Below are 14,906 nucleotides of genomic sequence, written 5' to 3'. Positions count from 1 at the left end.
ATTATGAGCCCTAACGCAAATTTGTCTGCTGTTCAAACTTTAATCACACAGTTTTATATTTCAGCCACGAATACAGTATTAATAACTATATTAAAAACCGAATTATCATCAATAATTCCACTTTTCATGCAAAAAGCAGTGAAGAAGTTCAATTTACCCGTCTAGAGTTAGCGAATATTAGAATTGTTTGTTGGATCAAGTTTTCCGCCAAAGATGTTGCGGACCTATTTATAAAATGAATAATACCCATTTGTTACACACATGTAACAAACACAACATCTATATAAATAATATTCATATAAACCATAATGCATAGGCAGGAAAAGCATGACAAAGCGTATATCGCTTGCCGTTTTGGCAAGCCTTTTTGCAGGTAGCGCTGCGGCATCCAACTTGGATGACAAAATCAACGAAGTCGTTGCACCTATCGTCAACCCATTTGTAGGAATGATCTTCTCAACCATTCCTTTCCCTTTTACAGACGTACAGGTGCCTTGGATCGTTCTTTGGTTGGTTGTTGCGGCAAGCTTCTTTACCTTTTACCTTGGCTTCATCAACTTCCGTGGTTTCAAACACGCAGTTCAATTAGTCTCCGGTAAGTTTTCAGATCCAAAAGCCAAAGAAGATGGCGAGGTATCTCACTTCCAAGCACTGACTACAGCGCTATCTGGTACTGTTGGTCTTGGTAACATCGCTGGTGTTGCGGTCGCAGTTTCTATCGGTGGCGCAGGTGCAACATTCTGGATGATCCTTGCTGGCCTACTTGGTATGTCGAGTAAGTTTGTAGAATGTGCTCTTGGTGTGAAATATCGTAACACCAACCCAGACGGTTCTGTTTCTGGTGGCCCTATGTACTACCTAAGCAAGGGTCTAGCTAAACGCGGTAACGCTGCATTTGGCCGTACCCTAGCAGTTTTGTTCTCTGTATTTGCGATTGGTGGTTCTCTTGGTGGCGGTAACATGTTCCAAGCTAACCAAGCGTTCAAGCAGGTAGTCGGTGTAACAGGTGGCGACGCTTCGTTCTTTGCTGATAAAGGCTGGTTGTTTGGTCTTATCCTAGCTGTCATCGTTGGTATTGTTATCATTGGTGGTATTAAGTCTATCGCTAAAGTGACAGAGAAAGTGGTTCCTTTCATGGCGACCATTTATGTCGGTGCGGCACTTATCATCATCCTAATGAACTTCGACCGCATTGATGACGCATTTGGCGCTATCTTTAACGGAGCATTCACTGGTGAAGGTATTGCTGGTGGCGTCATCGGTGTGCTTATCCAAGGTTTCAAACGTGCAGCATTCTCGAACGAAGCGGGTGTGGGTTCTGCGGCTATTGCTCACTCAGCAGTTAAAACAAAAGAACCAATGTCAGAAGGTTTCGTGTCTCTGCTAGAACCGTTCATCGATACCGTTGTAATTTGTACTATGACGGCTCTAGTTATCATCATCACGGGTTACCTAGATACTGATACTGGTCTAGCAGGTGTTGAACTGACTTCAGCGGCATTCGGCAGCGCGATCAGCTGGTTCCCTTACATTCTTGCTATTGCCGTTGTTCTGTTTGCTTTCTCTACCATGATCTCTTGGTCTTACTACGGTCTGAAAGCGTGGACTTACCTATTCGGAGAGAGCAAAACAGCGGAGCTTATCTTCAAAGTTAAATTCTGTATCTTCGTTGTGATTGGTGCAGCAATGAACTTAGGTCCTGTTATCGACTTCTCTGATGCGATGATCTTTGCAATGGCATTGGTGAACATCATCGGTCTTTATATCCTAGTTCCTGAAGTGAAACGCGATCTTGCTGATTACCTTGAACGTTTCAATGCTGGTAAGGTCTACAAAGTACAGCAACAGAAACAAACGCAGACTGAAGCCGTAGAGCAATAAACATCTTCCTCTCTAATCAATAAACCCGGCATTTTCGCCGGGTTTATTATTTCCTCTTGATGTCGTCTTTCCAACATTCCACTAAAAAATCTATAAATTGCCTAACCACTGGTTGCTGATAACTACGAGATAAATACACAGCCCAAAGGGCATAACTTGGACAATGACAGTCATGGAGAATCGAGACTAATTCCCCCTTTTCTATCAATGGATTCGCCAAGTCACACGGCAAGCGAATAATGCCTTTGCCATTGAGAGCGACCTTAACCAAGGTTCCTAAGTCGTTCGCTCTAATGTTACCTGATACTGAAACATCGATCGTTTGATTATCTTTAACAAACGACCAGTTTTTCGTGTTTAAATGTGTTAAGCAATTATGCTCGCTTAACTCTTCAGCTACTTTCGGCTCTCCGACGCTATCCAAATAAGTTTGCGAAGCACATACCGCCATATCAATAGCCATCAATCGACGAGCAATAAGATTGTCTGCGGGTGTATCGGTAAATCTGAGTGCAACATCGACCCTTTCATCCACTAACTCTGAATATTGATCCGAAGCCAATATGTCAATAACGACCTGCGGATATCGCGAGACAAATTTCTCGACGATATCTATCAATAAGTTTTGTGCAAGCCCTATAGGAGAGGCAACTCTAATTGTCCCAATTAACGCGTCCTTACGATTATTCGCTTCCAGCTCTAATGCAGCAGCCTCGTCCAAAATGCGTTGGCATCGTACATACGCTTGCTCACCAGCATCCGTCAGGCTGACTTTTCTTGTTGTACGATGAAGCAAGCGCTGTTGAAGCCAATTTTCAATCTCCTGAACGTGACGAGACACCTGTAGACGGCTGATATCGAGTGCATCCGACGCTTTGGTAAAACTCTTAGTGTTCGCTACTTCTATAAAACTTCTGATTGCGGTTAGGCGATCCATACATCACCATTAGTAACATAAAAGGATACAATGTGTATCATTATGGCTAATTTATAACTAATTTAACACCTATTAGACTGCAATTGTTGTCAATAAATACAAAATAACTCATAGGAGAAACAAAGATGAAAATTGCAGTATTAGGTGCATCAGGCTGGATCGGTAGCCACATCGTAAACGAAGCAAAAGCGCGCGGGCATGAGGTTATCGCTTTAGTAAGAAACCCTGCTAACTTTGAAATAAAAGGTGTTGAGACAAGACAGTTTGATTTACTGGATAGTAGTGCTGACATCATAGCCGCAGTTGATGATGCAGAAGTTGTGATCTCAGCCATTGGCGGACGCGCCGCGGGCAATCACGACATCGTCGCTAGAACAGCAGAAACTCTGCTGACTCAGTTGCCTAAATCTAGCGCATCTCGACTACTTTGGGTCGGTGGCGCCGGTTCTCTGGAAGTGGCACCTGGCGTTCAGCTTATTTCTATTCCAGAATTTCCTGACGAGTATAAGCCAGAAGCTGTCGCTATGGGAGAAGCTTTAGAGGTGTTTCGCTCGGCTGAAACTTCTGTCAACTGGACCTTCATCAGCCCTGCAGCAGAAATTTTCCCTGGGGAGAAGCAGTCCCCCTACCGAATTGGTGGTGACACACTGCTGACAGACAATGATGGCAGCAGTCGAATCTCAGTCGCTGATTATGCTGTTGCTATGATCGACGAACTTGAGTCAGCCAAGCACCTAAACCAACGTATTGGTGTTGCGTACTAAGTAAAAAGGAGCCTTACATGGCTCCTGTTTCATTTATAAAAGTGATGATATATCGACAGCCCCAATACTGACTCATCACAAAGTTTTCACAATTAACGAAAACGCCGGATGGCTGTATTAAGCTTTTCCATGAACTCAGGGTGTTGTTCTAGAAAACGTTTTGAGATATAGAGGCCAAAAGCCTTTTCTTCTTCTAAAACCACACCATACCCTTCTAAGTCGATCACATCATGGAGAAATACCACCTCAGCAACAAGAAAAGCATCAATCTCCTTATTATCCAGCTTTTCAACTAACCCTGAGGGATTGGTCGCTGGCGGACTGATTTGATACCCTTGGTTTTTGAGCCAATAAGAAGTGTTCGTATTGAGTAAACTCGCTACCTTGGCGTTTGCTTTGAAGGTATCACTATGAGGATCAAATCCGTTCATATCTTCGGTTCTAACCACCCAAACCCAACGATTGATCATCACGGGTTCTGAAAAAACCGCATACTTATCCCGTTCTTCGTTTTTCGAGGCCATGAAGAAGCCATCAGAGCGCTCTTTTCTTAATTCAGACAATGCTCTACCGTGGTTTGATGACACTGTTACCGTATAATTTACTCCGATAGACGACAAGATCGGTAAGACCTTTTCAAGACCAATTCCATCTGGCTGTCCTTGATCATTAACCATAGTGTAAGGCGGAAAGTCTGGCAGGAAAAAATGCATATCGTATGCAGCATGCGTCTTCATACTCATAAAAATGAACACTAATGCTGTGATCAGTAAGGGTTTTGTCATCATATCAAACAGTTATCTCTTAATAATTAATATAAGTATAGATAGCAAATGTCTTTTTGTTATTTATATAGGTTACATACTGACACACCATGCAAAGTTAAACCAATATTGGACTTGTTGAGTATCAGCTTAAATTCCACACTATAGTCTAGCGAGATGGCAATGAACGGGTGAAAAACTGCGCTCAGTTTTACTCCAATACACATTAAACGAATGCAAGATTAAGTTATTTACGTGATATCCATTCAAATTCTGTTTTTATAAAAAACCACTTTCTTCCCTGAGACGGAAAATCAGAAATAAAACTTGAATAGGAATATGTAAATTTATATAAAATAACTACCCAAAGTATTCGAGAGTTTAATTTTTTGGATACAAAAACAACCTACGTTAATAACGTCAAAATATATAACAAGAACAAGTCCGTTTAGTTGAGCTTAACTCCTTAGACTGAGACCTATGCCATAAAAACAATGTTCACCAAGAGTATGGGCATACAAAACAAGCTGAATATAATGCTTGCAATGCATTAATCACGAAAATACCAAGTCAATAATGAACACTTGAAATATTAATKATTGAAAATTTAAATAAATCACAATTACATTTTAAAATATCATCGATATATTTATACCGGTAATAAAAGTAATTCACATCGTTTAATTTTATAAATTTAACTATCGAGCAATTAGATAAGTAACTTATTAAACCCGTACTATTTTCAGTTCTAGGTTATGACAACAAGAGGATACACCTAATGAAAATCAATAAGAAAAATACAGTATTGCAGCTGAGTTTACTCACTGCGGCACTGAGCAGTGTTTATGTCACCCCTGTGTCAGCTCATGGCTATATGGTCTCACCACAAGATTATGCGAATAGCTGTTACGAAAACACAACCACAGATCCGAGCTTGTGTAATAGCACTGTCAAAAATCAAAAAAATGAGATTAATAGCGGCAGTGCTGCTGGCGATCACCAAGCAGTCATCAAAGACGAAGAGCTATGTTCAGCTTCTAAAGGTGGCGATTACTCAGTACTTGATATCCCAAGTGCTAACCGATATGCCACTGAAATTGAGCTGGACGAAAATGGCGAATTTGAAATCACCTATATGCACACAGCAGTACACAAAACATGGTATTGGGATCTTTTCGTCACTCGTGACGGTTTCAATCCAGATACGGATAGGTTGACTTGGGCAGACTTGGAAAGGCTTACCGTTATTGACGGTAAAGGAGGTTTACCTGATCAGGTTATTAAGTACAAAGTAAAATGGCCAGAAGGCAAAACGGGCAAACACATTATCTACCAAGTTTGGCAGCGCCCTAACCCAGATCATAAAGCTCATGAAGTTTTAGGAGAGCCGCCTCAAGATGTATGGGACAGCCCAGAAGCCTTTTATAGCTGTGCCAACGTTATCGTCGGTGACCACGAACCGGGGCCAGACGAGTCACCATGGGTGAAAAGTGAAGAGTTTGCAACGGAAACAATCGACGTCGCTTCTGGAGACCAAGTCAAGGCTCGTTTGATGTATGAAGGTTATGAAGATTTCGAAGTCTTACAGGATATTACGCCTGAGAACGAAAAAAACGATCTTTGGAAGATTGACTTAGCAGAGTCCATCAACAGTAATCAGACTATTTCACAATATGTGCAAGTGGGTGTATTAAACGATGAAGATGAAGTGATCATCAGTGACGACCCATCAGAGAATAATATCTACTACACCAACGAGAATTGGTCACACTTGATTGAAAAAGTCGATCAGGATGCCAATGACACCTCTATAGAGTGGTCAAACAAAGAAGCAGAGTATGAGTTAGCACCTAGCGAAACTCTTTCTATTCCTGTTGAGGTCACTGTTATCAATGGCAAACAAGATGTTTACTCATATACAGCGACATTGAGAACCGTTGGCGGTGAGAAACCAGAACAAATCATCAAAGGAACAACAGAGCAGCCTGCATCTTTTGAAGTCAATGCATTAGGAAACTATAGCGTTCGAATTCTTAGTCAGGTTGATGGTTCCACTGAACAAGCCGCATACGAATTCTCCGTTGTTGAAGAACAAGGCGAGATTGAGTATGACTACCTATACCCAGAAGGCTTTGGCAGCTACGTGGCCGGTGACGTGGTGAAGTTTGAAGGCGAAGGTATCTACGAATGTTTCGGCGACTGGGCTGCACACTGTAACGACGAAGCGTTCTTACCTGGTGTTGCCAGTGACCCTAACTGGGTCGATCAACAGTGGCGTAAGCTAGATTAAAGTCAATCAAAGGCCACCTATATTTAGGTGGCCTAGTTCTGTAAGTTTTCTATGTCGTATTACTTCAACGTCTTATTGGCTCTACTTTTGCTTTTACCTAGTGTCACCTTCGCAGAGGAGCCGATTAGTGCAATACAAGAGCTAGGCCGTCATCTGTTTTTTGATACTCGGTTATCCGTCAAAGAGAACAGAAGCTGCGCACTTTGTCACTCACCCACACATGGCTGGAGTAACACATTTACGAAAACCATCGACATTAATGGCAACCACAGCACGCTAAATACTCCTTCACTGCTCAATGTATCTCTCTTTACTCACTTTTCTCAGGCCGATCCCACTCGCAAGATGATCGACACTGCGATCACCAACCCAATGTTTTCGACTCACCCCATCGAAATGGGTATAACACCGAAAAAGTTGATCTCACGGATAGCTCAAGACAGCTGTTATCCATCGATGTTTGAGCGTTCATTTGGTGATGAAAACATCAGCGTAGAGCGCATAGTACGGGCTCTAAAGCAGTACTTAACGCTGATCACTAGCCAAGAGTCACGCTACCTACGGTATAGGGATGGAGATATCACAGCCCTAACACAACAGGAGCAACACGGCCTGCAGCTCTTCTATAGTGACAAACTCAACTGCTCAGCCTGTCATGGCGGCCCCTTGCTGAATCAACCTGTAAATACCCTAAGCCATTATCAAAATACGGGTCTCTACGGGGTACCTAACAAAAATGGGATGCTCTCCTACCCTATTGGTGAGCCTGGGGTAAGGCAATATACAAAACGATGGGAGGACGATGGGAAGTTTCGCATTCCTTCTTTAATCAATGTATCAAACACTGGGCCTTGGGGACATGACGGTAGCTTCCAATCATTGGAGTCCGTCATAGAGAGTTATGCCAGAGGCGGAAGAAAACTTAGCTATGGGCCGAATAAGGGCGATGGTTACCATCACCCGGCCAAAAGTACTCTAATTAATGGATTTAATATAACGACCAATGAGAAAAAAGCACTCATTGCTTTTCTTCGCTCGTTATCTATCGACCAAGACTGGACACGCTATCCATTTAATTCACCATTCGGCTCCTCTGTTAGTACTAAGAATGAGCAAAATTCAACACCATCATGCCTACACCAACAACAATCGGAAACAATATTAAGATGATACTAACACGCCCAATATTCATCAGCCTGACAACCGCTATCGCGCTTATTAGCCCTCAAGCCCTTGCCGATATGAATTCAGCACGCAACCAATATTTTGCTAAAGAATATCGTGCCCTATGTGAGCTACCAACCAACACATTTGAAACGGCACAGTCACCCGATGAAGCCGCTCAACAAAGCTTGAGCGTTTCCACTCCCTTAGCGATCACACTTAAACTCAATAATGATGGACAAGCTTACCTAAATCTATCTGTTGAGAATTGGGATGAAAAGCTCGTTGTCTTCCACAGCACGGGAATAAATATAGAAATGAAAGACGCGGATACAACGGGGCAAAACATTACTAACCAGCAATGCGATCAACCAGATATGACCATCACTCACATAAACACTCATGAATGGGGTAGCTACCCAGTCAAAGTTGTAGGCACACCTAATGAAACGATCACATTAAAGATTCACCAAGAACAAAATCGCTGATAACACAGTACGCTTTGAGCGCATTATTGCGAATATGACAACCACTAAAACTGATAGCTGGGTGATAACAAAATCTAATCATTTTAAATAGTTGCTGAAGATAGAAAAGAATCAGAATTTGTACTTTACTGAAGAGAGACTAATTTCATAACGGCAGGGAACATCAATGGCGACTAATGACAAAAAAGACAGAAAATCGAATGCTAACGTTAACAAGGAGGAAGCCCCCTCAAAGAACAAAACAGAGGCTAGTAAAGTTCGATTGTTCTCACGCCTAAACATTAAGGTTCCACTTCCTCGTGAGATCGCCATGATTCTGCCTTCTCTCATGCTAAGTAAAGAAACTGATAATGCTTCGAATGAATCTCATACTGATGAACAGCCATACGATTCAAGCTCTGTGGTAAAAAATGAAACAGTTCAAACAAGCCATGACACTCCAAATACTCCGGCGCCAAAAGCGAGTCTAAAGAGCGAAGAAGCCGTTGCTGAAATGGAAGAAAAGGGGCATCTCCAAGTCTCTTTGTCTGTAACGCCATCTCATCATCTATCAACTAAACAACATCCGCTTGTGCATCAGATTACCAACCATGTCCCCCACACTGACACACCAAACACCGTTACTACAAAACCGTCAACACCACTGCAAACGCCAGCGCTAACTTCGCAATCTCAAATAACCTATATAGATGAGACAATGAAAGGTAAATACGGGTCTTTACATATCAATAGCGACGGTAGTTACACATTCACACTGGATCCAAAATCTCCAGCTTACATTGCTCTACAGAAACAGGAGCCAGGAACTGATACATTCACTGTTCACTTGTCGAATGGAACAGATGTTGTCATTCAAGTTCCGGTTCAGGGGCACCAAGATTCACCAAGCATATCAGGTGATCTTAGAGGTAGTGTTATTGAAGATCGTAATGTCGACTCACATGGCTTGATCACTACCTCGGGCAAAATCGATGTGATTGACCCTGACCATGATGAGAGCGCCGTTCAAGCTGAAACTCTCAAAGGGAAATTTGGTACATTAACAATCGACGCCCAAGGTCACTGGCAGTATCAGGTCAACAATTCGCAAAGCAACATTCAAGCACTAACCAGTCAAACTGAATTGCATGAATCGTTTACCATCCACACTAAAGATGGTACATCTCAAGTCGTCAACATGTCGATTGGTGGCACCGACGATCACGCATCGATTAGCGGTGGATTTGGCTCCATTACTGAAGATAAACAAACCTTTGTGAGTGGTCAGCTATCAATACAAGACCCAGATGCTAATCAAGATTACTTTATTGCTGATCAACAAGCGGGGGTATATGGTGCTTTAGAGTTCAACAAAGACGGTTCATGGCGCTACATTCTCGATAATAATAAAACGGCAGTTCAATATCTCAATCAATCTGAACACCACCAAGAAGTATTTACCATTCAGTCTGCGGACGGAACAAGACATTCAATCACCATCAAAGTTGAAGGAAGCAATGACGCCCCCACCCTCACCGCTCAATCTCATGCCGTAATCGAAGATGGAAAGCAGTTAACGGGACATATGCAAGGCCATGATATCGACCATGGCGCAACATTAACCTATTCAATAGCTCAACCAATTGATGGCTTAACCTTCAACCCAGATGGCAGTTACAGCTTTGACCCAACCAATGCGGCTTATCAACACCTGACAAGTGGGCAAAAAGATACGCTCACTATTCCTGTCACCGTCACTGATGAGCACGGCGCGAGTGCCACGCAAAATTTAGAGATTGTAATAACAGGGACCAATGATGCCGCTCAAGTGACTGGGGTTGATACAGGCCACATTTACGAGCGTCATGCTGGGCAAGATATGTCTCCTAATTATGCTCAGCCTGGCATGGCTCAATTGGGCAATACACTTTTGTATGCTGATGGAAAGTTGAGCATTATCGACCCGGATACCGGAGAGTCTGCATTCGATACTTTGTCGCACTCGTCGGTATCCAATAACTTCAACTATGCAGGCCAATACGGCAGACTCATGCTCTCCGCTGATGGCACTTGGCACTACATGGTCAACCTAGGGAAAACACCTTCAAGTGGGTTATCTCCCTCAACGGCGACAGCAATTGACCAGTTAGGTCAAAACGAAACCCTCACAGATACCATCACTATTCACTCCAAAGATGGTACCACTCACGACATTGTCATCACCATTCATGGCGACAACGATGCGCCTTATGTTTCGAGTGAAGTGCAACTCAAGTCGGGCAAAGAGGACATCGCTCAAACCATTACAGTTAGGGAGTTATTAGCAAATGCAGTCGATGTTGATCATAACGACCAAGGTCAACTGAGTATCGCCAATCTCGTTGCCGACCATGGCTCAATCAAAGATAACCATGACGGTACTTATACCTTTACCCCCGATAAAGACTACAACGGTCAAGTGCACTTTACCTACGATGTCAAAGACGCGCATTCAGGTGTGACGCATACGGGGGCAAACATGACCTTGGCTCCCCAAGACGATGCAGCAACCATCGGCGGAAAAGATACGGGAGATGTTACCGAAGACCATAATTTGGCTTCGAGCGTGTCAGGGTTAGCCGGACAGTTGGACACGTATGGCACACTAACAGTAACCGACCCAGATGCGGGCCAATCGGAGTTTGATGCCAAGCTTTTAGCTAACTCGTATCATACCCAGCTTGGTGGACGTTTGTACATCAATGACAGAGGTGATTGGGGTTACTCAATTGACAACAGTAAACCTGCTATCCAACAACTTGGACAAAACGAAACACTCACTGACACCGTCACCGTTCACTCCAAAGATGGCACCACCCACGATATCGTCATCACCATTCATGGAACCAACGATGCACCAACTATATCGAGTGAGGTACAACTCAACTCGGGCAAAGAGGATATCGCTCAAACTATTACAGCAGCAGATTTGTTGGCTAATACCATCGATGTTGACCATAACGACCAAGGCCAACTGAGTATCGCCAATCTCATCGCCGACCATGGCTCAATTAAAGATAACCAAGACGGTACTTATACTTTCACTCCCGATAAAGACTATAACGGACAAGTACACTTCACCTACGATGTAAAAGACGCTCATTCTGGTGTGACGCATACGGGGGCAAACATGACCTTAGCTCCGGTAAGTGATGCTGCAACAATTTCGGGTACCGATACCGGTTCAATAACCGAAGATAGGCACGTTTTTCATGATTCAATGCATCAAATTCAAGTTACCGGAACCCTTCACGTAACCGATTCTGATGTAAATGAAAATTACTTTCGGGAATCAGGTATATTTGGACACGAAAAAGCAATTAGTGACCCCTTCCAGGGAGAAATGCACATCGACCGATACGGTAATTGGGATTATGTTCTAGCAAATGGCAATCCAGCGGTACAAGCCCTAAAGCAAGGTGAAACGAAAGATGTCATCTATGAAGTCCATTCTGCGGATGGCACGCCACACCGTATTACAATTACTGTTACAGGCACCAATGATGCTCCAACGGTGTCGTCATCAGTCACATTGGCTGCGGGAAAAGAAGACACAGCGGTGACCTTGCAAGCCTCTGACTTACTTGCTCATGCCAGTGATATTGACCATGACGCACAACTGAGCATACACAGCCTCTCTGCCGACCACGGACAAGTTACAGACAACCATGATGGTACTTTCCGTTTTACACCTGATAAGGATTACACTGGTCCAGTCCAGTTTAGCTACCAAATACAAGATGAGCATGGTGCGTCTGTACAGCAAACTGCCTCGATGAACTTAGCGGCTGCTCCAGACAACGCCACGATAAATTATGCACCATCTGATAAACATCTAAACGGTGTTACTGAAGATCGCAACTATATCGATGCACACGATAAGCTCCACTTTAGTGGCAAGCTTGATATCATTGACCCCGACAAAGGAGAGGCTCAATTCAATATCAATTTAGGCCCTCAAACCTATCAAGGCATTGGCTATGACACAAAATTGGGTGGTCACATCGTGATATCACAAGATGGTGGTTATCTATACACTATCAAAGATCATCAACCCTTGATTCAAAATCTTGCAAATGGAGAAGTTATCACTGATGAGTGTGTCGTAAAGTCACAAGATGGCACTTCATTTACCATACAAGTCAATATACACGGCACTAATGACGCTCCCACCCTCACCGCTCAATCTCATGCCGTAACCGAAGATGGAAAGCGGTTAACGGGACAAATGCAAGGTCATGATACCGACCATGGTGCAACATTAACCTATTCAATAGCTCAACCGATTGATGGCTTAACCTTCAATCCAGATGGTAGTTATAGCTTTGACCCAACCAATGCGGCTTATCAACACCTTACAAGTGGGCAAAAAGATACGCTCACTATTCCTGTCACCGTAATTGATGAACATGGCGCGAGTGCCACACAAAATTTAGAGATTGTAATAACAGGGACCAATGATGCTGCAATCATTAATGGCCCTACATCAGTAAACGTCACTGAAGATAAAGTATTCATCTATTCAGTAAATGAACTGTGGTCAGGCTGGAATAATCTAGACATTCATGACCCAGACTCTCCGCTACAAGAAAAAGTAGTAGGTGTTATTGTCAATGGTGTCACACACACACTCACACCCAATTTTGCTGGAATTATTACAGCAACTTACGGAACTTTCAATTTTACACATGGCTATGATGGGCATAACAAATGGGGATATATGGCAAATAACGACCATGCAAATATCCAGGGGCTCAGTACCGGTGAATCACTGAGTGATTCTATGATCATAATCACTGAAGATGGTACACATATACCGTTTACAGCAGTTATCAGGGGCACAGATGATCATATCATCATTGACACTCCCAACTCGCTTACCGCACCAATCGGAAGTGTGACAGAGGATATTACTCCAAGAGTTTCAGGGCAACTTCAAGCTCATGATGTAGACACTATAGATAAAGTATCTTTCACTGCTGGGCAATTCGTAGGACGCTACGGTACACTAAATGTAAATAGTGATGGACACTGGCATTACGATCTAGATCCAACCAAAGCCAACTCTCTCGAAGAGGGAGAATTTAAGGCTGAAGGATTTAACATTACCGCAACTTCCACTGATGGATCAAAAGCGACAGAACGTATTCAAATTAACATATTTGGTACTAACGATGCACCAACTGTATCAGCTGAAGTTCACCTTCGCTCTGGTAAAGAAGACACAGTGCAAACCATCACCACTGCGGAATTATTAACGAACGCTAATGACGTTGATCACAACGACCAAGGCCAACTGACCATCGCTAATCTTATCGCCGACCATGGCTCAGTCAAAGATAACCACGACGGTACTTATACCTTTACTCCCGATAAAGACTACAACGGTCAAGTGCACTTTACCTACGACGTGAAGGATACAAACGGGGGTGAAGTCCGCACAGGGGCTAACACGACCCTCTTACCAACTAACGATGCTGCAGTATTTAGTGGTCAAGATACAGGCGATGTAGCGGAAGATTACAAACCCAATGCTTCTGTTGTCGGAAACTACTCATACACAATCCAGGCTCATGGTATGCTCACAGCGGCAGATTCAGATCTTGGCGAATCAGGATTTGAATTTAACACATTAATATCTGCACCTATGCACCCTGAATGGGCACCTTACACATCATCGTTAGGCGGTAAACTCGAAATAGGTCCAAAAGGCGATTGGGGTTATTACATTGATAATCGTAAGCCTGAAATACAACAACTAGGTGAGAATGAAACCTTGACCGATACCGTGACCGTGCACTCAAAGGATGGCACTACCCATGACATTGTGATCACAATTCATGGCACTAATGACGCCCCTACTGTATCAAGTGAGGTCCAGTTAAACTCTGGCAAAGAAGACACCGTTCAAACCATCACCGCGTCTGATTTGTTAGCAAACGCCAGAGATATTGATAGTAACGACAAGGGACAATTATCGGTTGACAACTTAGTTGCTGACCATGGCTCCATTCGAGATAACCAAGACGGGACTTATACGTTCACCCCCAATAAAGGTTACAACGGTCAAGTACACTTTACCTACGATGTCCAAGATGCACACTCTGGTGCAACACACGCCAGTGCAAGGATGACGCTAACATCACTAGCTCCCACGCCAGTTAGCCAATCTGATGAGACGGTAGATCAACAAGTACCAACCGTTGATGTCATACTTTCTCCTGATGATGTTACCGATGAACAAACCGCTCCGCCAACAGGTGAAGGCAATTCACACCACGGCGCAGCTGCATATCTCTCTGCTCTCGGCTTAAACACCGAACAAGCTTCTACAGAAACATCATCACCATCTGATTTGCCAAATGATATTGATATTGTAATGGCTCAAGAAGAACATACTGAGCTCCAAGAGCACGCCGTGGATACAGACATGTTAGAACCAAAACATGACCAAACTAATGACAGCGATAACAAGCATCAGGATCTAATAAACCCAGACGAACACCATGATCATACTGACCCTAGCCACTTAATTGATCCTTATTAAAAAATAATAACATCCAAAAGAGAGAGGCAGCGATTATGCTGCCTCTCTCTATA

At 43.3% G+C, this 14,906-nt stretch carries 8 protein-coding genes; 6 read left to right on the top strand and 2 right to left on the bottom strand.

All coding sequences use genetic code 11. From position 1 onward, the window contains the following. Positions 1-327 precede the first annotated feature (327 nt). Positions 328-1,881 (top strand): alanine/glycine:cation symporter family protein, encoded by a 1,554-nt coding sequence (locus tag L1D23_RS02605; protein ID WP_239864045.1) that lies wholly within the window; start codon positions 328-330, stop codon positions 1,879-1,881. A 46-nt stretch (positions 1,882-1,927) separates the two neighbouring features. On the opposite strand, the gene L1D23_RS02600 is transcribed toward L1D23_RS02605, so the two are convergent. Continuing rightward, entirely contained in the window at positions 1,928-2,818 is an 891-nt protein-coding gene (locus L1D23_RS02600) for a LysR family transcriptional regulator (protein ID WP_239864043.1), read from the bottom strand. A 125-nt stretch (positions 2,819-2,943) separates the two neighbouring features. Here L1D23_RS02600 and L1D23_RS02595 point away from each other — a divergent pair, with 125 nt between their 5' ends. Continuing rightward, positions 2,944-3,582 carry an NAD(P)-dependent oxidoreductase gene (locus L1D23_RS02595; RefSeq protein ID WP_239864041.1) on the top strand — a complete coding sequence of 213 codons (639 nt, stop codon included), beginning with the start codon at positions 2,944-2,946 and terminating at the stop codon, positions 3,580-3,582. Positions 3,583-3,674: 92 nt separating this feature from the next. Here L1D23_RS02595 and L1D23_RS02590 read toward each other — a convergent pair whose 3' ends face one another. Next, positions 3,675-4,370, bottom strand: coding sequence for a transporter substrate-binding domain-containing protein (locus tag L1D23_RS02590; RefSeq protein ID WP_239864039.1), 696 nt, complete (start codon positions 4,368-4,370; stop codon positions 3,675-3,677). Positions 4,371-5,124: 754 nt separating this feature from the next. On the opposite strand from L1D23_RS02590, the gene L1D23_RS02585 reads away from it, so the two are divergent. The 4 genes from L1D23_RS02585 (at position 5,125) to L1D23_RS02570 (ending at position 14,853) form a co-directional block, all read left to right on the top strand. After that, positions 5,125-6,636: a lytic polysaccharide monooxygenase gene (locus L1D23_RS02585; protein WP_239864038.1), complete on the top strand. Its 1,512-nt coding sequence runs from the start codon at positions 5,125-5,127 to the stop codon at positions 6,634-6,636. Positions 6,637-6,687: 51 nt separating this feature from the next. Further along, positions 6,688-7,806 carry a cytochrome c peroxidase gene (locus tag L1D23_RS02580; RefSeq protein WP_239836303.1) on the top strand — a complete coding sequence of 373 codons (1,119 nt, stop codon included), beginning with the start codon at positions 6,688-6,690 and terminating at the stop codon, positions 7,804-7,806. Further along, positions 7,803-8,288 carry a hypothetical protein gene (locus L1D23_RS02575; RefSeq protein ID WP_239864037.1) on the top strand — a complete coding sequence of 162 codons (486 nt, stop codon included), beginning with the start codon at positions 7,803-7,805 and terminating at the stop codon, positions 8,286-8,288. The genes L1D23_RS02580 and L1D23_RS02575 overlap by 4 nt, the downstream gene beginning before the upstream one ends. A 166-nt stretch (positions 8,289-8,454) precedes the next feature. Then, a complete protein-coding gene (locus tag L1D23_RS02570; RefSeq protein WP_239864036.1) occupies positions 8,455-14,853 on the top strand; it encodes a VCBS domain-containing protein in 6,399 nt (2,132 codons plus the stop codon). Positions 14,854-14,906 lie beyond the last annotated feature (53 nt).

The sequence above is a fragment of the Vibrio sp. Isolate24 genome, from assembly GCF_022398215.1.
Classification (GTDB): domain Bacteria; phylum Pseudomonadota; class Gammaproteobacteria; order Enterobacterales; family Vibrionaceae; genus Vibrio; species Vibrio coralliilyticus_A.
Note: the sequence above shows the minus strand (reverse complement) of the source record. Positions and strands in the feature narration are given on the sequence as shown.

Bases quoted from the DNA above. Each gene is read 5' to 3' on its own strand.
- L1D23_RS02605 (WP_239864045.1), top strand. From the start codon at position 328: ATGACAAAGCGTATATCGCTTGCCGTTTTGGCAAGCCTTTTTGCAGGT.
- L1D23_RS02600 (WP_239864043.1), bottom strand. From the start codon at position 2,818: ATGGATCGCCTAACCGCAATCAGAAGTTTTATAGAAGTAGCGAACACT.
- L1D23_RS02595 (WP_239864041.1), top strand. From the start codon at position 2,944: ATGAAAATTGCAGTATTAGGTGCATCAGGCTGGATCGGTAGCCACATC.
- L1D23_RS02590 (WP_239864039.1), bottom strand. From the start codon at position 4,370: ATGATGACAAAACCCTTACTGATCACAGCATTAGTGTTCATTTTTATG.
- L1D23_RS02585 (WP_239864038.1), top strand. From the start codon at position 5,125: ATGAAAATCAATAAGAAAAATACAGTATTGCAGCTGAGTTTACTCACT.
- L1D23_RS02580 (WP_239836303.1), top strand. From the start codon at position 6,688: ATGTCGTATTACTTCAACGTCTTATTGGCTCTACTTTTGCTTTTACCT.
- L1D23_RS02575 (WP_239864037.1), top strand. From the start codon at position 7,803: ATGATACTAACACGCCCAATATTCATCAGCCTGACAACCGCTATCGCG.
- L1D23_RS02570 (WP_239864036.1), top strand. From the start codon at position 8,455: ATGGCGACTAATGACAAAAAAGACAGAAAATCGAATGCTAACGTTAAC.